This window comes from Naumannella cuiyingiana, assembly GCF_013408305.1.
Taxonomy (GTDB): Bacteria; Actinomycetota; Actinomycetes; order Propionibacteriales; family Propionibacteriaceae; genus Naumannella; species Naumannella cuiyingiana.
In genome coordinates, this window is the sequence record NZ_JACBZS010000001.1 from 1,002,868 (window position 1) to 1,022,258 (window position 19,391).

A 19,391-nucleotide genomic window follows, 5' to 3' on the forward strand; every position below is an offset into this window, starting at 1 on the left:
GGAGAGCGAGTGAGGTGACACACGTGAGGGTCGCTGTGGTTACGGAGTCCTTCCTCCCGCAGGTGAACGGGGTCACCCATTCCGTCCTGCGGGTGCTCGAGCATCTCCGGGACAACGGGCACGAGGCGATCGTGCTCGCGCCGTCGGCCGGTGGCCGGGCGCCGGCGCGCTATGCCGGCTTCCCCGTCGTGCACCTGCCGTCGGTCGCGATGCCCGGCTATGCGAGCTTCCGGGTCGCCACCACTCCGCAGTGGCTGATCGAGCGCGAGCTGTCCGCCTTCGCCCCCGATGTCGTGCACCTCGCCGCGCCGTTCGCGATGGGTCAGCGGGCGCTGGCCGCGGCCCGCCGCCTCGACCTGCCGACGGTCGCGATCTACCAGACCGAGATCCCCACCTATGCCGCGCGCTACGGCCTGCCCCAGGCCGAACCGCTGCTGTGGAAGTGGGTACGCAATGTGCACCAGCTCGCCACCATGACGCTCGCCCCGTCCCGGGCGGCCCGCAAGCAGCTCATCGACATCGGCGTCCGGCGCGTCGGCCTGTGGGGCCGCGGCGTCGACTCGGTCCGGTTCCATCCGGCCAAGCGGGACAAGGCCTTCCGGCGTCGGTACGCCCGCCGCGGCGAGATGCTGATCGGCTATGTCGGGCGGTTGGCACCGGAGAAGCAGGTCGACGACCTGGAGGTGCTGGCCGACCTGCCCGGCACCCGCACGGTGATCATCGGCGAGGGGCCGCGGCGCGCGGAGCTGGAGCAGATCCTGCCGCACGCGGTCTTCCTCGGTCAGCGCACCGGCGACGAGCTGCCCCGGGCGCTGGCGTCGATGGACCTGTTCGTGCACCCGGGGGAGCTGGAGACCTTCTGCCAGTCGATCCAGGAGGCGCAGGCCTCCGGCGTACCGACCATCGCCCCGGCCCGCGGTGGCCCGATCGATCTGATCGACCCCAGCCGCACGGGCTGGCTGTATTCCCCCGGCGATCTGGCCGGCATGCGGGCCCACGTCCGCGACCTGCTCGGCGACGACCGCAAGCGGGCGAACTTCGGCGCCGCCGCCCGGGCGGCCGTCGAACACCGGACCTGGCCCTACATGTGCGACCGGCTGCTCGGCCACTACGCCGAGGCGATCGCCGAGCATCGCGCCCAGCGGGCCTCGCTGCCGTTCTGAGCGTCAGCCGGACGCGGCGCGGACCCGGCCGAACAGTCCGGCCAGCGCCGCATTGACCTGCTCGTCGCGTTCGATCATGGACATGTGCCCGGTCTCGGTGAGCCGCAGCAGCTCCGCGCCGGGCAGGGATTCGATCAAGGTCTCGGTGTGGCTGTAGGGCGTGATCAGGTCATCGGTGCCGCCGATGATCAACAGGTCGGTCCGGGCGAGCGCCGCGAACGACCCGGACTCGTCCAGCGTGGCGAAGGTCGGGTAGAAGTCGGCGACCACGTCCAGCGGGGTGGCCTGCAACATCTCGTTGAGGAACTCGACCTTCTTCGCCGACACGTTCCGATCGGCGAAGCTGAGCCGCCGGGCGACCACGAAGCTCACATCGCCGCTGCGCCGGCGGACGTGGCCGACCAACCCCGGCAGCCGGTTCAGCGTGGTCAGCACGGGCGGCGCCAGCCGGGAGAACAACGTGCCCGGGATCCCCGGCACGATCGAGTGCCGACCCATCGCGCCGGAGCTCGTGTTCAGCAGCGCGACACCGCGGACCCGGGCGTGCTCGCCGAACCACTCCGGCCGGCGGCGGGCGAGATTCATGATCGTCATGCCGCCCATCGAGTGCCCGACCAGCACCATCGGCGCGTCGCCGACGACCTCGTCGATCACCTGTTCGAGGTCCGCGCCGAGTTGCGGCACGCGGGCCAGCTCGGGGGCCGAGTGCCCGGACCGGCCGTGCGAGCGCTGGTCGTAGAACACCGACCGGAACTGCCCCGCGAATGCCTTGCGCTGGAAGTACCAGTTGTCCATGCTCAGCGCGTACCCGTGCACCCAGACCACCGTCAGGTCGTCGGGCGCATCCGGCGCCTCGACCACCTCGACGTGCAGCCGGACGCCGTCGGGGGTGGTCAGCTCGCGGCCCTCGCTGTGCAGCGCGAACAGGTCCGCGGTCTCGCGATCCACATCGCGCAGCCGCCGCGCCAGCACCCGGGACTGCACCTCCAGCCCGGCCGCCACTGCACCCACCGCCAGCGCGGTGACGCCGGCCGCGATGCCGACGCCCTTGGCGATCCCGCCGGCGGTCAGTGACGCCCCAGGCGTGGGGTACGCCCGGGCCGGGCGCGGGCCACCGGCGAGCCGGTGCACCCATTCCGCGGCCGACCGCGGCGCCACCCCGGGCACCCGGTGTCCGGCGGCGAGTCCTCGCCGGGCGGCGTCCGTGGCCCCGCGTACCGCCCCGCGCCCGGCGCTCCGACTGCCCTCAGACATCTGGCTCCTCCATGATCACCCGCGGCACCCGGCCGCTGACCCTGGTCAGGATCTCGTAGCCGATGGTGCCCGTCTCGCGTGCCCAGTCCTCGGCCCGGGGTCCTTCCGGCGCACCGAACAGCACGACCTCGTCGCCGGGCCGCTCCGTCGCGCCGGCGCCCAGGTCGATCACCAACTGGTCCATGCAGACCCGCCCACGGATCGGGGCGAGCCGGTCGCCGACGCGGGCCGAGGCGACGTTGCTGGCCGCGACCGGGACGCCGTCGGCGTACCCCAGCGGCACCAGCCCCACGACCGTGTCGGTGCGCGCCGTCCAGGTCTGCCCGTACGACACCGACTCCCCCGCCAGCAGGGGCTTCACGGCCACCAACTGGGCGCGCAGCCGCATCACCGGCGCGAGGTCCAGCCCGGCATCGGCCGCGAGCTTGCCGTCGGCGGGATCGACGCCGTAGCCGGCGATCCCGATCCGGACCAGGTCCAACCGCGATCCCGGGGTCGCCAGCGCGCCGGCCGAGTTGGCCAGGTGCCGGATCGGCGGCCGGAGGCCGTGCTCGTGGGCGATCCGGCCCGCCCGCTCGTAGGCCGCCTGCTGGTCGGCGATGCTCGGATCCTCGGGGCTGTCGGCGCTGGCGAAGTGCGACCAGATGCCGACCACCTCGATCAGCCCGTCGGTCTCCGCCTCGGCGGCCGCCGCGCACAGGGCCGCCCAGTCCTCGGGCCGGGCCCCGTTGCGGTGCAGCCCGGTGTCGGCCTTCAGGTGTACCCGGGCGGTCGAGCCGGTCGCCCGCGCGGCGGCCGCGAGCCGGGCCAGTTGCGCCGGCCGGTGCGCGGTCAGGTCGATTCCCGCGGCCACATGGGGGGCGAGCTCGGTGTCCTCGCCGTACAACCAGGCCAGCACCCGCCCCGTGTCGCCGTCGGCCCGCAGCGCCGCGGCCTCCTGCGGCGTGGCGACGCCGAGCCACTCGATCCCCGCCCGGCGCGCGGCCCGCGCGATCGGCAACATGCCGTGCCCGTAGGCGTTGGCCTTGACCACCAACATCACCCGCGCCGGGGCGACCAGCGCGCCGATCGCCGCCAGGTTGGCGCGCAGCGCGCCGAGATCGATCACGGCGGACGCGGTTCGCGGGTCGGTGGGGGCCGGGTGGTCGGTCATCGCGCCTCCCGGAGCAACGCGGCGATCGTCGCCGGCAGGTAGCTCGCCAGCGCCTGCGGCGGGTACGGGCCGGGGTGCCACTCGGCAGTGATCGCCTGCAGCGATGCGGCCGCCACGCCAGCATCGGCGGCCGGCAGGCCGGCGGCGAGCAGCGTTCCGCAGATGCCGGCCAACGTGTCGCCGGAGCCTGCCTGACCGGTCCACGCCGGGCCGGGGGCCGCCAGCCACACCTGATCGTGCCCGGGCGCGAGGACGAACTGGTTGGTGCCCTTGAGCAGTACGCAGGCGCCGGTCATCTCGGCCGCGCGGCGACCGGCAGCAATCGGGTCGGCCTCGACCACGGCGCGTTCGGTGTCCAGCAGCCGGGCCAGTTCCCCGGCATGCGGGGTGAGCAGCACCCGCCCGGAGAGCGGGTGCCGCGGCAGGGCCGCGATGGCGTCCGCGTCCAGCACGGTCGGCAGGCCGAGGGCCAGCACGCTGTCCACCCGGGTGCGGGCATCGGGCCGCTCGCCCCAGCCGGAGCCGAGCAGCCATGCCTGCACCCGGCCGGTGCCGATCGTCACATTGGGCAGTGCGCGGACCACCTCACGGCCAGCCTCGCCCGGGCCGGCGTAGCGGATCATGCCCGCGCCCGACCAGGCCGCGCCGGTACAGGACAGCACCGCCGCCCCCGGGTAGCGCGCCGAGCCGGTGTCGATGCCGAGCACCCCGCGGGAGTACTTGTCGTCGCCGGCCCCCGGCACCGGCCAGGCGCGGGCCACGTCGGCCGCCTGCCAACCGGCGAGCAGCGCCGCCTCCGCGCGCAGGTCGATGCCGATGTCGGCCACCACGACCTCGCCGCAGGCATCGGCGGCGGGGCGGAGCAGGTGACACAGGCGGCGCCCGCCGAAGGTCACCGTGCGATCCGCGCGGAACGCGGACCCGGGCGCGACCGCACCGTCGGCGTCCAGGCCGGACGGCAGGTCGACCGCGAGCACGGGCCCCCCACGCTCGCGCGCCAGTCGCGCCGCATCGGCTGCCGCGCCCCGCAGCCCGGGCCGGGCACCGATGCCGAGGATCGCATCGATGATCAACACCTGCGGCCCGATCATGGCCAGCGCATCGTCGATGTCGATCATCGACCCGCCCGCCGCCGTGAGCGCGGCCGCCGCGGTGTCGTCGGCGCCGCCGAGGACGGCGCAGGCGGCCACGGAGGCGCCGGCGCGGGCCAGCCGCTCCCCCGCCCACAGGCCGTCGGCGCCGTTGTTGCCCGGGCCGGCGAGGATCAGCACCGGCCGATCGGGACCGGCCTCGCGGGCGACCGCTTCCGCGGCGCGCCGCATCAGCTCGCCGGTCGCCAGCTCCGGTGCTGCCTCCTCGGCGGCGCGAATCGCCGCCACCGTCCACGCGTACCTCACGACGCGTGCCCCACCGTCCGGAACCGCGCGAGCCGGGGCCTCACGGCTCGCTCCGCTCGCAGATCACGTACGCCGCGGCGATCCCGGCGTCGTGGGACAGCGTCAGATGGATCTTGTCCACGCCGAGCTCGGCTGCGCGCGCGGCGACCGTGCCCGTGATCTCGAAGCGGGGTCGGCCGTGCTCGTCGCGCACCACCTCCGCATCGTGCCAGCGCAGGCCGCCCTCGGACAGCAACGCCTTGGCCAGGGCCTCCTTCGCCGCGAACCGGGCCACCCGCGACGACAGCGGCAGCGCAACCTCGGCCTCGGTCAGCCAGCGGGCCGAGAAGCCGGGACGGCGATCCTCCGCCGCGGCGTAGCGGTCGATCTGGCAGACGTCGACGCCGATGCCGATGATCATCCGCCTGCCTACTCGACGGTGACCGACTTGGCGAGATTGCGCGGCTGGTCGACGTCGTGACCCTTCAGCGTGGCCAGCTCGCAGGCGAACACCTGCAGCGGCACGGTGGCCAGCAGGGGCTGCAGCAGGGTCGGCACCTTCGGCAGGGTGATCAAGGTGTCGGCATAGGCCGCGACGTCGGCATCGCCCTCCTCGGCGAGCACGATGGTCCGCGCGCCGCGGGCCCGGATCTCCTGCACGTTGGAGATCACCTTGTCGTGCAGTTGGTCGCGACCCTTCGGCGGCACGACGACGAAGACCGGCAGGTCGGTGTCGATCAGGGCGATCGGGCCGTGCTTCAGCTCGCCCGCGGCGAAGCCCTCGGCATGGATGTAGGCGAGCTCCTTCAGCTTCAGCGCGCCTTCCAGCGCCACCGGGTAGCCCGCGTGCCGACCGAGGAAGAGCACCGATGGCGCGTCGACCAGGTCGCGCGCCAGCTTGTGCACGACCTCCAGGTCGTCCAGCACCCGCTGGATCGCCTCGGGGGTACGCTGCAGCTCGGCCAGCGTGGCCGCCACCTCGTCGCCGAACTTGGTCCCGCGCACCTGGGCGAGATAGAGCCCGAGCAGATAGCAGGCGACGACCTGGGTCAGGAAGCCCTTGGTCGAGGCAACGCCGATCTCCGGGCCCGCATGGGTGTAGATCACCGCATCGGACTCGCGCGGAATCGTCGAGCCGTTGGTATTGCAGATCGCCATCACCTTCGCGCCCTGTTCGCGGGCGTGCCGGATCGCCATCAGCGTGTCCATGGTCTCGCCGGACTGGGAGATCGTGACCACCAGGGTGCGGGCGTCGACGATCGGGTCGCGGTAGCGGAACTCGCTGGCCAGCTCGACCTCGCACGAGATCCGGGTCCAGTGCTCGATGGCGTACTTGGCCACCAGCCCGGCATAGAACGCCGTGCCACAGGCGACCACGATGATCTTGTCGATGGCGCGCAGCTCCTCGGCGGAGATGCTGGACTCGTCCAGCAGCAGCCGGCCCTCCGCATCGGTACGCCCGAGCAGGGTGTCGGCGACGGCGCGCGGCTGCTCGAAGATCTCCTTGCGCATGAACCAGTCGTAGCCGTCCTTCTCGGCCGCGGTCAGATCCCAGTCGACGTGATAGGCACGGGTCGGCGCCGGCGCGCCGTCGAAGTCGGTGACCTCGACGCCCTCGGGAGTGATCACGACCATCTGGTCCTGCCCGAGCTCGATCGCCTCGCGGGTGTGCTCGATGAAGGCCGCCACATCGGAGGCGACGAAGTTCTCCCCCTCGCCGACGCCGACCACCAGCGGCGAGTTGCGCCGCGCGGCGACCACCCGGTCGGGATCGTCCGAGTCGACGGCGACCAGGGTGTAGGCCCCCTCCAGCCGCCGGCACACCGCCCGCATGGCCGCCGGCAGCGGCGTACCCGATTCGACCTCGCGGCCCAGCAGCAGCGCGACGATCTCGGTATCGGTCTCCGACACCGGGACGAGCCCGTCGGCGGCCAGCTCGGCGGCCAGCTCGGCGTAGTTCTCGATGATCCCGTTGTGGATCAGCGTGACCCGGTCGGAGCCGTTGCCGTTGCTGCCGGTGGCCCGGTGCGGGTGGGCGTTCACGTCGTTCGGCGCGCCGTGCGTCGCCCACCGGGTGTGCCCGATGCCGGCGCTGCCGTCGGGCAGCGGGACCTCGGCCAGCTCGGCGGTCAGGTTCGCCAGCTTGCCGGCCTTCTTCGCCACCCGGGTCTCGCCCCCGTCGACGACCGCGATGCCGGCCGAGTCATAGCCCCGGTACTCGAGCCGACGCAGGCCATTGACCAGGACCTCGGGCAGGCTCCGGGGCCCGACGTAGCCGATGATTCCGCACATGGCGGGCAGATTACCCGCCGGTCGGCGATCCGCGGAAAACGCGCGAGGCCCGCCCCGGTCGCGCCGGGACGGGCCTCGTCAGCCGCTGCTTGCCGAAGAATCCTCAGGCGGTGCGGTTGAACTTGGTGATCTTTGGGTCGTTCTTCACCGAGTCGGACACGCCCTGCATGGTCTCGCAGTACTGCTCGGCCTTCATGCTGCCGTTCAGCAGGGCCCGCATCGGGTCCTTCTGGCCGTCCTTGAGCGCGGCGTACCAGGTGAACGCGAGCGGGTAGAAGACGTTCTCGCCGGCGGCGCTGACCCAGTCCGCGACCGACTTCAGCGCGGTCGACGGGTCGGTCAGGTTGTCGCCGGCGCCCTTCACCGCGCACAGGTTGCCGGTCAGGTTGGCGAACTGCGTGGTCGCCTCCTTGCTCAGCATCATTCGCAGGTACTCCATGCCGCCCGGCTTGTTCGCCGACTGCTCGGCAACGATGAACGGCTCGCCCGCGCCGCCGTGCAGCGCCTCGAACGGCAACTGGTCGCCGGGGCTGGACGGGGTCGGGAAGGTCTTCATGTCGAAGCCGTCCGGCACCTTGCCCTTCATCTCGTTCTCCAGCCACGAGCCGCACGGCAGCAGCGCGCCGCGGCCGTTCAGCCACTCGGCCTGGCTGGTGGTGTGGTCCATGCCCTCGGAGCCGTTGAAGATGAAGCCCTTGTCGTACAGCTCCTGGTACTCCTTGGCCGCCATCAGCACCGAGTCGTTGGTCCAGGCGTCGTCGGCGAGGTTGTCGATCTTCAACATGATGTCCAGGCCGCCGTTCTTGATGGCGGTCGAGGTCAGCATGGCGGTCATGTACTGGGTGTGTACGCCGGTGTGGATGATCGGCGCCAGGCCCGTGCCCTTGATCGTGTCGCACAGGGCCAGGAACTCGTCCCAGGTCTTGGCGATCTGCCAACCCTTCTCGTCGAACAGCTTGGAGGAGTACCACCAGCCCCACATCGAGAAGATGTAGTTCAGCGCCCGCATCACGCCGTCGTAGGAGCCGATCTCCTCCGTGCCGGGCAGCAGGTAGTCGCGGATCTTGGTGTTCGGGTCATCGATGGTCGGGGCGTCCAGCAGGACGGTCATGTCGGCGAGCTGGTTCTGCGCGACCAGCGCCGAGGTCGGCATGGCGTCCGCGCCGGCATTGTCGATCACCTCGGGCGGATTGCCGCCGGAGAACCGCGGCTGCAGCTCGGTGGCGATCTTGGTCGTCGAGACCATCTTGGCGACGTCGCCGCCGGCCCACTTGTTGTAGAGGGCGACATGCTCGGTGCCGTACTGGTCGCCGTAGCCGCCGTTGAAGATGACGACCTCGAGCGGCTTGGACTTGTCGACGCCGAACGGGTTCTCGGCCGTCTTCTCCTCGGTGCCGCCGGCGTCGCCGCCGGGCGTACCGCCACCACCACCGGTCGCGCAGGCGCTGGCCAGCCCGGTGCCGGCGACGGCTGCGGTGATCGCCGCGGTCCTGATCACGGTGCGCCGGGTGACGAAGGCCGCCGCCGGATTCAGCTCATCGGACATCGGTCAACTCTCCTTCTCCTGCCCGGCGACATTGCCGGGATGGTCTGGGTCTCCGGGTCGGCGGCGATCATTTGACCGCCCCCGCTGTCATCCCGGTCTGGATCTGCTTCTGGAACAACAGGTACACGATCAGCACCGGCGCCATGCCGATCACGAGGCCGGCGAACAACCCGGAGAAGTCCGAGGCGTACCCGGCCTCCGAAGCCATCTTGCCCAGCCCCTGGGTGATCACATACATCCTCGGGTCGGTGTTGATGAACAGCGGGATCAGGTACTGGTTCCACAGCCCGAGGGTGTTGAACAGGCCGACCGCGACGATGCCCGGCCGGGCCATCGGCAACATCACCTTGAAGAAGGTGGTGAAGTGGCCGGCGCCGTCGACGAAGGCGGCCTCCTGGACCTCCTTCGGCAGCGCCGCGAAATAGGAGGTCATGAAGAACACGGTGAACGGCATCGCCCAGGCGACGTAGACCAGGATCAGGCCCTGATAGGTGTTCAGCAGGCCCATCGAGCGCATGATCCCGAACAGCGGGACGAGCGCAATGAACAGCGGGATCGCATTGGCGACGATGAACACGAAGTGCAGGGCCTTGCGCCCGGGGAAGACGTAGCGGGCGATGCAGTAGGAGACCATGCAGCCGAGCAGCATGACCAGCACCACCGAGCAACTGACCACGATCACGCTGTTCATGAAGTAGATCGAGAAGTTCGCCTCGTTCCAGGCCCGGGCGTAGTTGTCCCACTGCGGGACCAACGGCGGCCGGTAGGACTCGACGAAGATCTCGTTGTCGGTCTTCAGCGAGCTCATGAACACCCAGATCACCGGGATCGCGACGACCAGCGCCCAGACCGCGAGCAGCACGTGGGTGATCCCGATCAGCGGACCGGAGCGCGCGTGCACCTTCTCGGGTGCGATATCGGATGCCGGCTCCGGGGAGGGTACGCCCGGCGCGGCCTGCACCTTCGTGCTCACAGCTCCACCTGCTCCCTGCGGGTGATCCGCAACATCACAGCGGCCACGATCGCCGTCACGGCGAACACGATCACGCCCTCGGCCGAGGAGAAGCCGAACAGGCCCTGGGTCTTGGCCTTGAACACCGACAGCGCCATCACGGTGGTCGCGTTGTCCGGCCCGCCCGGCCCGATGGTCATCAGGTTGACGATGGCCAGCACGTCCAGACACATGATCATCAGATAGACCAGGGCCGTCTGCACGGCGGGCCAGAGCAGCGGCAGCGTGACCCGGAAGAAGGTCTGCACCTTGCTGGCCTTGTCGATCGCCGCCGCCTCCAGCAGCTCGCGCGGGATGGCCGCCATCGCGGCGGTGAAGTGCACCATGTAGAAGCCGACGTTCATCCAGACCAGGAGGAAGATCACCACACCCAGCGCGGTCCACGGTTGCGCGAGCCAGGCCTGCCCGGCGGCCTCGTTCGGGCCGGGCGGGGAGAAGGTGATCAGGCGTACCAGCCAGTTCAACAGGCCGTTCGGCTGGAAGGTCTGCTGGAACATGATCGCCAGCGCCGCGACCGAGATCACCTGCGGCAGGAAGAACAGCAGCCGGTAGAAGCCCGCGCCGCTGACGCCCTTGAGCTGTCCGGCCCTGGTGCTGCCGGCGAGATTCAGCATGGTGGCGAAGAAGAGCGCGATGGTCAGCGTGATCGCCGGCACCACCACCAGCAGGATCAGGTTGTTGCGCAGGCCGGCCCAGAACTCGCGGTCCAGGACGCCCGCCTGACTGAACAGCGACTGGAAGTTCTGCAGCCCGACGAAGTTGTAGTTCGGCGTGTAGCCGGTCCAGTCGGTCAGCGCCAGATAGAAGATCTGCAGGAAGGGCGAGATCACGAAGAGCGCGAAGATCAGGACCGGCACCACGAGGAAGGAGAACAGGAAGAGCGTCTTTCCCTTGTGCATCGCGCCTCCCACGCTCGTGCCCGTCCGGTCGACCGCGCCGCAGCCCGCGGCCGGATCCGGCAGCTCGTCCGGCCGGATCAGCGTGCCAACCATATGGGTATCGCACAGTTCTGACCGCGAAACGCACAGTATGTTGCATAAGAGTTATCTGATGATGCCGCGTGCGACGCCGCCGGGAGCGCCCGCGAGCGGTCCGGCACAATGGCGGGCGTGAATCATGGCGCCGTCGCCCCGCCCGGTCCGGCCGACCTCCGCGAGGTCGGCCAGAGCCCGTTCGTCCAACTCCGTCGGGCCGACTGGGCCCGCCTCGCCGCCTCGACCCCGATGACGGTGGACGAGCAGACGCTGAACCAGTTGCGCGGCCAGGGCGACCCGACCAGCCTGGACGAGGTCGTCGAGGTCTATCTGCCGCTGACCCGGTTGATCTCGAAGTATGTGCAGCACACGGGCGATCTCTATCGCGCCAGCAACGCCTTCCTCGGGCTCTCGGTGCGGCGTACCCCGTTCGTGATCGGTGTGGCCGGCTCGGTGGCGGTCGGGAAGTCCACGACAGCGCGGCTGCTGCGCGAGCTGTTGGCCAACCTGCCCGAGCACCCGCGGGTCAGCCTGGTCACCACCGACGGCTTCCTCTACCCCAATGCCGAGCTGGAGCGCCGCGGTCTGCTGCTGCGCAAGGGCTTCCCGGAGTCCTACGACCGGCGGGCCCTGCAGCGGTTCGTGGTCGACGTGAAGTCCGGCCTGCCGCGGGTGGAGGCGCCGGTCTACAGCCACCTGGTCTACGACATCGTGCCGGGCGAGCAGGTGGTCGTGGAGCAGCCCGACATCCTGATCGTCGAGGGCCTGAACGTGCTGCAGCCCGCCCGGGTTCGCGCGGACGGCACCGCGGGCCTCGCGCTGAGCGACTTCTTCGACTTCTCCGTCTACGTCGACGCCTCGGTCGACGACGTACGGCGCTGGTACATCGACCGGTTCCTGATGCTGCGCGAGACCGCGTTCCGCGATCCGCGCTCGTTCTTCCGCCGGTTCGCCGACCTGAGCCGGGACGAGGCCGTCACCCGTGCCGGCGAGATCTGGGACAGCATCAACGGCCCCAACCTGGTCAGCAACATCGCCCCCACCCGCGGCCGTGCCACGGCCATCTTGCGCAAGGCCGCCGACCACAGCGTCGAATGGGTGCGGATCAGAAAGCTCTAGCCGAGGCCGAGGTGCTCCCGCACCACGCCGGCCAGGGAATCCGCGACGGCGTCGGCCTCCTCGTGGGTGGCGGCCTCGACCATCACCCGGACGAGCTGCTCTGTGCCCGAGGGGCGCAGCAGCACCCGCCCGGAGTCGCCCAGCCGCCGGCTCGCGGCCTGCACGGCCTCCAGCACGCCGGGATCGGTCCCGGCCCGGGCCTTGTCGACACCGGAGACGTTGACCAGGACCTGCGGCAGCCGGTGCATCACCGACGCCAGGTCGGCGAGCGAGCGGCCGGTATCGGCCATCCGGCGCAGCAACTGCAGCGCGGTCAGGGTGCCGTCCCCGGTGGAGGCCCAGCGCGACATGATCACGTGGCCGGACTGTTCACCGCCGAGCGAGAAGCCCTGGGCGTTCATCAGCTCCAGCACGTAGCGGTCGCCGACGGCGGCGCGCTGGACGGAGATACCCGCCTCGGTCATCGCATTGACCAGGCCCTGGTTGCTCATCACCGTGGCGACCAGGGTGTCGCCGACCAGTTCGTCGGCCTCGGACAGGGCCAGGGCCAGCACGGCGAGGATCTGGTCGCCGTCGATCATGGCGCCGGACTCGTCGACCGCCAGGCAGCGGTCGGCGTCGCCGTCCAGCGCGAAACCGGCGTGACAGCCGTGCTCGACGACCGCGCGCTGCAGCGAGCCGGGGTGGGTCGAGCCGCAGTCGTCGTTGATGTTGGTGCCGTCCGGCTCGGCGTGGATCGCGATCACCTCGGCACCCAGCGCCCGGCAGGCCTGGGCGGCGGTGCGGTACGCCGCGCCGTTGGCGGCGTCGATCGCCACCTTCAGCCCGGTCAGGCGTACCGGCGCGACCGAGGAGACCAGATGCTCGACATAGGCGTCGACGGCGGCACCGTCGTCGGTGACCCGGCCGACGGCGGCGCCGGTCGGGCGCTGCCACTCGGCCCGCAACTGGGATTCGATCCGCTGCTCGAGGCCGTCGTCCAGCTTGGCCCCGCCGCGGGAGAAGAACTTGATCCCGTTGTCCGGCATCGGGTTGTGGCTGGCCGAGATCATCACGCCGAGGTCGGCGCGCGAGTTCGCGACGAGGTACGCCACCCCGGGCGTCGGCACCACGCCGAGCCGGATCACATCGACCCCGGCGCTGGCCAGGCCGGCCACGACCGCGGCCTCCAAGAACTCCCCGGAGGCGCGCGGGTCGCGGCCGACCAGCGCGACCGGACGGTGCCCGTCGAAGGCTCCGACCTCGCCCAGCACGTGGGCGGCAGAGACCGACAGGTCGAGCGCCAGCTCCGCGGTCAGGTCGACATTCGCCCGTCCGCGGACGCCGTCGGTGCCGAACAGGCCCGCCATCGGCAGATCAGCGCTTGGAGTACTGAGGTGCCTTGCGGGCCTTCTTCAGGCCGGCCTTCTTGCGTTCCTTGATCCGCGCGTCGCGGGTCAGCATGCCGGCCTTCTTCAGCGCCGAGCGGCTGGCCTCGGCGTCGACGCCGTTCAGCGCGCGGGCCACCCCGAGGCGCAGCGCCCCGGCCTGGCCGCTCGCGCCGCCGCCGTTGATCCGGGCGATCACGTCGTAGGAGCCCTCGACACCGGCGGTGCCGAACGGCTCGGAGACGATCTGCTGGTGCACCTTGTTGGGGAAGTAGTCCTCGAGGTTGCGGCCGTTGATCGTCCACTGGCCACTGCCGGGAACGATCCGGACGCGGGCCACGGCCTCCTTGCGGCGGCCGGTCGCGGCGCCCGGGGCGACGACGGCCGGGCGGGCGGTCGACTCCGCCGCGGCCGAACCGGAGCCGGCGGCCTCGGAGCGGTAGGCGATCGTGCGGCCACCCTCGGCGAACGACGCCGGCGCCTCGTCGGTGGTCTCGACGGACTCGGTGTTCTCGCTGACGTTTCGCTGCGTCACTTGGCCGTCCCCTTCTCGGTCTGGCTGATGCGGGTGATCTCGTAGGGCTGGGGCCGCTGCGCGGTGTGCGGGTGCTCGGCGCCGCCGTAGACCTTGAGCTTCTTGATCTGCTTGCGGCTCAGCTTGTTCTTCGGGAGCATCCCCCACACGGCGAGCTCGACGGCGCGCCGGGGGTCGGACTCCAGCAGCTCACCGTAGGCGACCTGCTTCAGGCCGCCGGGGCGACCGGAGTGCCGGGTGGCGAACTTGTCGGTCCGCTTGTTGCCCGACAGGGCGATCTTGCTGGCGTTGACGACGACGACGAAGTCCCCGGTGTCGACGTGCGGGGCGTAGGTGGGCTTGTGCTTGCCGCGGAGCAGACCGGCCGCGCTGACCGCGAGCCGGCCGAGCACGATGTCCTCGGCGTCGATCACATGCCAGTTCCTGGTCACCTCGCCAGGCTTCGGGCTGTACGTGGACACGTTGATGATCCTTGGTGTTCGGGTGTTGTCGTCCGGAACGCCGGGCGGGCGTACCGAACAGGTCTCGGTGTGCGCTGCGAGTCTCGCGGAGGCCTCTGCCAAGTCGGCCCGCCAGACAGCGCGCACCTTGGGAGCGGGGACCCCGAGGGCATGCCTGAGCGCAACAGCGTCTTAAGATACCCGCGCGCCGGGCTGGCGGTCAAAACCGCGCGGTCACCGGCTCAGCCGCTCCCCGAGGCCGCGCAGTTGCGCCTCGGACGCGGCGTCGTCGTCGTTGACGATGATCAACGCCACCCGGTCGCCCCGGCGGGCCACCACCTCCGACCAGCGCTCGCCACCGTAGTCGCGGCGTCCGGCGTACCACCCCTCGCCGGCGGCCACCCGCTGGGCGGCCGGCATCGCGTCGGTGGCGGGGCAACTGGCCAGCACGGCCAGATAGGTGTCGAAGTACGCCGTCGCATCCCCCGCGGACCCGAACTGCAGCAACAGACCGTTGCCCGGTCGGTCGCGGTCATCCAGATAGGTACCGGCCAGCGCGAAGGCGGCGGCCGGCCAGCCACCGCCGGTGTTGCCGGGACAGGTCGGCATGGCCTCCCACCCGGCCCGCTCGCCGGCGACCTCGTGGGTCCAGGTGCCGTTCGGCACGTACTCGTTCTCGGCCGGCGGCCGCTCCTGCGCGGCGAACCCGAGCACCTCGTCGGGAAGATCCGCGGGCGTCAGCGGCCCCGCGGTGACGGCCGCCGGGCTGGTGCCCGCGGACGGCGCATCGCGGGGCGGTGGCTCCGGCGGCAGGGTCTCGCCGGGCGGCAGCGGCAGCACCGATTCCTCGCTGGGTCCGGGCGATGGGTCCGGCGCCGGGCCGGGCTGGCTGCAACCACCCAGCACCAGGACGGCGCCGGCGGCCGCCAGCAGCGCGCGAGCCTTCATCACGGGCCCCAGTTGAAGTGCTGGTAGTCCCTGCCCGGGTTCCAGCGCCCGCCCCAGAACCAGCCGCGGCTCTCGAACCCGCGGGTCAGCGAGCTGCCCGTCCACAACATGCCCTGTGAGGTGATCTTGCGGTTGAGTTGACCGTCCTGGACGTAGCCTCGGCCGTTCGACGGCCACCAGGTGCCGTTCTTGTCCCGGAACGGGTTCTGCACGGTGTTCGTGTCGACCGCGGTGCCGTAGGAGTGCGGCGAGACCGCCTGCGGGTTGCCGACCACCGACCGGCAGTTGAAGCCCGAGGTGTTGTTCGCGACCATCTGGTCGGGGTCGTTGCCGCGCCACACGTTCGGGTTGTCCATCCGGGCCACCGGGAAGCGGGCCTTGAATGCGTCGTTGAACGCGTCCACGACGCGCTGGGCGTAGCTGTCGCGGATGATCATCTGGCCGCGATGGATCCGGCCGTCGTAGCCCCAGTAGTTCATGTCGATGGTGCGCAGGCTGCCCGGACCCACCGGGCAGCCGGAGCGGTAGGTGTAGCGCACGTCGGAGCTGGAGGTACGCCGGATGGTTGCGTTCTGCCGGTACTCGGTCGAGGCGCGCGAGCCGTCCCAGGTGATCCGCCCGTACTGGAAGTCCTGGCGGCACTTCCCGTCGCGGCACCACTCGCTGCCGGTCGGGAAGCCGAGCAGCCCACGCTCCCAGCCCTGCGCGGCCCAGGCCTTCTCGATCGCCCCGACGACCGGCCGGGCGCCGGTCCTGGGAGTCCAGTAGATCGATCCGCCGGTGAACTTCTGGTAGCAGCCGCGGTCCTTCAGGGTGCACCGCTCGCCGGTGGTCGGGAAGCCGAGCCGGCCGCGCTCCCAGCCCTGGGCGCCCCAGGCCGCGGCGATGCCGCCCCAGATCGGCTGGGCCCCGGTCCTGGCGGTCCAGTAGATCGATCCGCCGGTGAACTTCTGGTAGCAGCCGCGGTCCTTCAACGTGCAGCTCTCCGCGCTGATCGGGAAGCCGAGCCGGCCGCGCTCCCAGCCAAGCCCGGCCCAGGTATTGCGGATCGAGCCCCAGACGGGGTGCGCGCCCGTGCGGGGCGACCAGTAGATGTCGCCGCCGGCGAACTTCTGGTAGCAGCCGCCGTCCTTCAGAGTGCACCGCTCACCCGTCGTCGGGTAGCCGAGCCGGCCGCGCTCATAACCGAGGTTGGCGTGGGTGATCCCGATGTTGCCCCAGGTGGCCCACGCGCCGGTCGCGGAACTCCACAGCACCAGGCCGCCGCGGAACCGCTGGGAGCAGCCGCCGTCGCGCAGGCCGCACAGCTCGTCGGCGATCGGGTATCCCAGGCGCCCCTGTTCCCAGCGCAGGTCCGCGTACCGGCCGAGGAGCTGGTTGGTCACCGCGTGGACGCCGGCATCGCGCTGGTCGTAGATGATCGCCTTGGTGAAGCGCTGCAGGCAGCCGCCGTCGGCGAGGCCGCAACTGCGTTCGTCGGTCGGGAAGCCGGCGCGGGCGAGCCCGACCCGGTCGAAGGCGGCCAGCATCCGCGCTTCGATGATCTTGGCGCCCGTCGCCTGCGACCAGTAGATCGCGCCGTTGCGGTAGCGCGCCATCCGCCCGCCGGGCACCGCGGTCTCCGCCTTGGTCACCGCGCCGAGCGGCCCGGCGGCGCCGCCGGAGGCCCGGTACCGCGCGGCGATCGGGGTCTCCGCGGCCAGCTCGTGGCGTTCGACGCTCGGCGTGGCGCTGGGACTCAGGCTAGCGCTGGAACTCGGGGTCTCGGTGGGGCTCGGGGTCTCGGTGGGGGTGGCGGACGGGGTCGTCGGCCTCGGCGAGGCGGTCGCCTCGCCGGTCGGCGGCGGCGTGGCCCCCGGCGTCACGCCGGCCGATGGGCTCGGCGATGGGCTCGGTGTCGGGGGCGCGCTCGGCGGCTGCGCGTACGCCGTCGCGCCCACCGCGGTCCAGGCGACCACCGCCGCCACCATCAGGCCGACAACCCTGCGCATCCCGACTCCCCTCACCCCGTGCCCCGCCCGTCCGGGACCCCGTCGCACCGGTCGAGTCCGGCAACCGCCGCCGGGTTCCGTCGTCTCGGACACTAGTCGCGCCCGCGGCGCCGAGCGCCCGGGGCTCCCGCGCGGCGCGAACCTGATCACAGGGTGCGACGCATGATGAGACGCGGCATCTTGCTGGCGACCGCGTCGGTCTGCCCGATCACCGCGAACCCGGCCTGGTCGAACATGGCGCGCGTGCCGACGAACGCCATCGTCAGGTCCATCCGCTTGCCACCCGGATCCACCGGGTACGCCTCGACCGCAGGCGCACCGCGCGATGCGGCGTAGTCGACCGCGCCGCTGATCAACTTCTCGGTCACACCCTGGCGGCGATGGCCGCTGCGTACCACCACACAGATGATGCTCCACACCGCGACGTCGTCGACCGGTCTGATCAGCTTCGATGCCTCGAGCCTCGGGATGTCGGTACGCGGGCCGATCGAGCACCAGCCGACCGGCGTCTGATCGCGATAGGTCACCACCCCCATCGGATGCTTGCGGCGGGCGAGCTTGCGCGCTGCGCAGGCTCGGGCGTCGTCGCCGGTGCCGCCGAGTTCGGTGATCTGGCTCTGCTGCAGCCGATGCGACAGGCACCAGCAGTGCGTGCCGCGGCGGTTCGGATTGATCACATCGGCGAAGTCGTCGAACCGTCGCGGCGTGACGGGGTGGGTTTCCCAGGTGGTCATCGGCTCAAAGGTGATCGCATCTCGACTCCCCTCACCCAGTGCCCCGCCCGTGCGGGACCCCGTCGCATCCGCCGAGCCCGGCCACCGCCGCCGGGTTCCGTCGTTTCGGACACTAGTCGCGCCGGCGCGACCACGTGATGCGAATCGCACGAGTCCGGACTGACCCAGTTGGGCAACTGGTGTCATCGCGCCCTAGGTTTGTCCCATGACCGATTCGCTCAGCATCCGCGACAACCGCACGGGTGGCGAAGAAGAGATCGCGATCAGCGACGACACGATCCGGGCCGGCGACCTGAAGAAGTTCGCTGTCGACGGTGAGCGCGCGTTGGCCACCTACGATCCGGGATTCGTCAACACGGCCTCCTGCAAGAGCGCCATCACGTTCATCGACGGCGACAAGGGCATCCTGGAGTACCGGGGCTACCCGATCGAACAACTGGCCGAGAACTCGACCTTTCTCGAGGTGGCGTACCTGCTCCTGAACGGCGAACTGCCGACCGAGGACCAGCTCGCCACCTGGGTGGACCGGGTGACCAACCACACCTATGTGCACGAGAACCTGAAGACCTTCATGCAGGGCTTCCGCTATGACGCGCACCCGATGTCGATGCTGATGTCGTCGGTGGCCGCCCTGTCCTCGTTCTACCCCGAGGCCAACCAGATTCACGACCCGGAGGTCGTCGATCTGCAGATCATCCGGATGATCGCCAAGATGCCGACACTCGGCGCGTTCGCCTACCGCCACGCGCAGGGCAAGCCCTACATCTACCCGAGCAACGACCTGTCCTACACGGCGAACTTCATGTCGATGCTGTGGAAGATGTCCGAGCCGGTCTACCAGGCCGACGAGCGACTGGTCCGGGCGATGGAGGTCTTGTTCATCCTGCACGCCGACCACGAGCAGAACGCCTCGGCCAATGCGGTCCGCTCGATCGGCTCGACCCAGGTGGATCCGTACTCGGCGATTGCCGGCGGCATCGGCGCCCTCTACGGACCGCTGCACGGCGGCGCGAACGAGGCCGTGCTGAAGATGCTGCGCCGGATCGGCGATGTCGCCAATGTGCCCGACTTCATCGAGGGCGTGAAGGCCGGAAACGAGCGCCTGATGGGCTTCGGGCACCGGGTCTACAAGAACTACGATCCGCGGGCCAAGATCATCAAGAAGGCCGTCGACGACGTCTTCGAGGTGACCGGCGTCAACCCGCAGCTCAAGATCGCCCAGGAGTTGGAGAAGATCGCGCTGGAGGACGACTACTTCGTCTCCCGCAAGCTCTATCCCAATGTGGACTTCTATTCCGGGCTGCTGTACGAGGCCCTGCAGTTCCCGCCGGAGATGTTCACGGTGCTGTTCGCCATCGGCCGCACACCGGGCTGGCTGGCCCAGTGGAAGGAATTGATCAACGACCCGGAGCAGAAGATCGCCCGGCCGAAGCAGATCTACACGGGCCACCGTGGGCGCGACTTCGTCCCCATGGACAAGCGTTGAG

General features: G+C 70.8%; 17 protein-coding genes. 3 read left to right on the forward strand and 14 right to left on the reverse strand.

Annotated elements, in window-relative coordinates; all coding sequences use genetic code 11:
• Positions 1–23 precede the first annotated feature (23 nt).
• The gene (locus tag GGQ54_RS04595; RefSeq protein ID WP_179444321.1) at positions 24–1,163 is read left to right on the forward strand and encodes a glycosyltransferase; all 1,140 of its coding nucleotides are present in this window, start codon (positions 24–26) and stop codon (positions 1,161–1,163) included.
• Positions 1,164–1,166: 3 nt separating this feature from the next.
• On the opposite strand, the gene GGQ54_RS04600 is transcribed toward GGQ54_RS04595, so the two are convergent.
• The 8 genes from GGQ54_RS04600 to GGQ54_RS16660 form a co-directional block, all read right to left on the reverse strand.
• Positions 1,167–2,417, reverse strand: coding sequence for an alpha/beta fold hydrolase (locus tag GGQ54_RS04600; protein WP_179444322.1), 1,251 nt, complete (start codon positions 2,415–2,417; stop codon positions 1,167–1,169).
• On the reverse strand, positions 2,410–3,570 hold the full coding sequence (gene alr / locus GGQ54_RS04605) for an alanine racemase (protein ID WP_179444323.1): 1,161 nt from the start codon (positions 3,568–3,570) through the stop codon (positions 2,410–2,412). Before alr ends, GGQ54_RS04600 begins: the two co-directional genes overlap by 8 nt.
• Complete coding sequence (locus GGQ54_RS04610; RefSeq protein ID WP_343045851.1) at positions 3,567–4,949, reverse strand: NAD(P)H-hydrate epimerase; 1,383 nt, start codon at positions 4,947–4,949, stop codon at positions 3,567–3,569. The genes alr and GGQ54_RS04610 overlap by 4 nt, the downstream gene beginning before the upstream one ends.
• Before the next feature lie 58 nt (positions 4,950–5,007).
• The gene (locus tag GGQ54_RS04615) at positions 5,008–5,367 is read right to left on the reverse strand and encodes a holo-ACP synthase (protein ID WP_179444325.1); all 360 of its coding nucleotides are present in this window, start codon (positions 5,365–5,367) and stop codon (positions 5,008–5,010) included.
• Positions 5,368–5,375: 8 nt separating this feature from the next.
• Complete coding sequence (glmS, locus tag GGQ54_RS04620) at positions 5,376–7,238, reverse strand: glutamine--fructose-6-phosphate transaminase (isomerizing) (protein ID WP_179444326.1); 1,863 nt, start codon at positions 7,236–7,238, stop codon at positions 5,376–5,378.
• A gap of 103 nt (positions 7,239–7,341) precedes the next feature.
• Positions 7,342–8,784, reverse strand: a complete 1,443-nt coding sequence (gene ngcE, locus GGQ54_RS04625) for an N-acetylglucosamine/diacetylchitobiose ABC transporter substrate-binding protein (RefSeq protein WP_179444327.1) — start codon at positions 8,782–8,784, stop codon at positions 7,342–7,344.
• Between the two features lie 67 nt (positions 8,785–8,851).
• The gene (locus GGQ54_RS17550; RefSeq protein WP_218843699.1) at positions 8,852–9,757 is read right to left on the reverse strand and encodes an ABC transporter permease subunit; all 906 of its coding nucleotides are present in this window, start codon (positions 9,755–9,757) and stop codon (positions 8,852–8,854) included.
• Positions 9,754–10,788, reverse strand: coding sequence for a carbohydrate ABC transporter permease (locus GGQ54_RS16660; RefSeq protein ID WP_218843701.1), 1,035 nt, complete (start codon positions 10,786–10,788; stop codon positions 9,754–9,756). Before GGQ54_RS16660 ends, GGQ54_RS17550 begins: the two co-directional genes overlap by 4 nt.
• 108 nt (positions 10,789–10,896) lie before the next feature.
• On the opposite strand from GGQ54_RS16660, the gene coaA reads away from it, so the two are divergent.
• Positions 10,897–11,889 carry a type I pantothenate kinase gene (gene coaA / locus GGQ54_RS04635; protein ID WP_179444328.1) on the forward strand — a complete coding sequence of 331 codons (993 nt, stop codon included), beginning with the start codon at positions 10,897–10,899 and terminating at the stop codon, positions 11,887–11,889.
• On the opposite strand, the gene glmM is transcribed toward coaA, so the two are convergent.
• From glmM to GGQ54_RS04665, 6 genes are all read right to left on the reverse strand, one after another.
• Positions 11,886–13,238, reverse strand: coding sequence for a phosphoglucosamine mutase (gene glmM / locus GGQ54_RS04640; protein WP_179444329.1), 1,353 nt, complete (start codon positions 13,236–13,238; stop codon positions 11,886–11,888). The genes coaA and glmM overlap by 4 nt on opposite strands.
• A gap of 7 nt (positions 13,239–13,245) precedes the next feature.
• Positions 13,246–13,791 (reverse strand): 30S ribosomal protein S9, encoded by a 546-nt coding sequence (rpsI, locus tag GGQ54_RS04645; RefSeq protein WP_179444330.1) that lies wholly within the window; start codon positions 13,789–13,791, stop codon positions 13,246–13,248.
• Positions 13,788–14,252 carry a 50S ribosomal protein L13 gene (gene rplM / locus GGQ54_RS04650; RefSeq protein ID WP_179444331.1) on the reverse strand — a complete coding sequence of 155 codons (465 nt, stop codon included), beginning with the start codon at positions 14,250–14,252 and terminating at the stop codon, positions 13,788–13,790. Before rplM ends, rpsI begins: the two co-directional genes overlap by 4 nt.
• A 213-nt stretch (positions 14,253–14,465) precedes the next feature.
• On the reverse strand, positions 14,466–15,182 hold the full coding sequence (locus tag GGQ54_RS04655; protein ID WP_179444332.1) for a hypothetical protein: 717 nt from the start codon (positions 15,180–15,182) through the stop codon (positions 14,466–14,468).
• Entirely contained in the window at positions 15,179–17,170 is a 1,992-nt protein-coding gene (locus tag GGQ54_RS04660) for a M15 family metallopeptidase (protein WP_179444333.1), read from the reverse strand. The genes GGQ54_RS04655 and GGQ54_RS04660 overlap by 4 nt, the downstream gene beginning before the upstream one ends.
• A gap of 146 nt (positions 17,171–17,316) precedes the next feature.
• On the reverse strand, positions 17,317–17,904 hold the full coding sequence (locus GGQ54_RS04665) for a GNAT family N-acetyltransferase (protein ID WP_179444334.1): 588 nt from the start codon (positions 17,902–17,904) through the stop codon (positions 17,317–17,319).
• A gap of 205 nt (positions 17,905–18,109) precedes the next feature.
• Between GGQ54_RS04665 and GGQ54_RS04670 the strand changes: the two genes are divergently transcribed.
• The gene (locus tag GGQ54_RS04670) at positions 18,110–19,390 is read left to right on the forward strand and encodes a citrate synthase (RefSeq protein ID WP_179444335.1); all 1,281 of its coding nucleotides are present in this window, start codon (positions 18,110–18,112) and stop codon (positions 19,388–19,390) included.
• Position 19,391 lies beyond the last annotated feature (1 nt).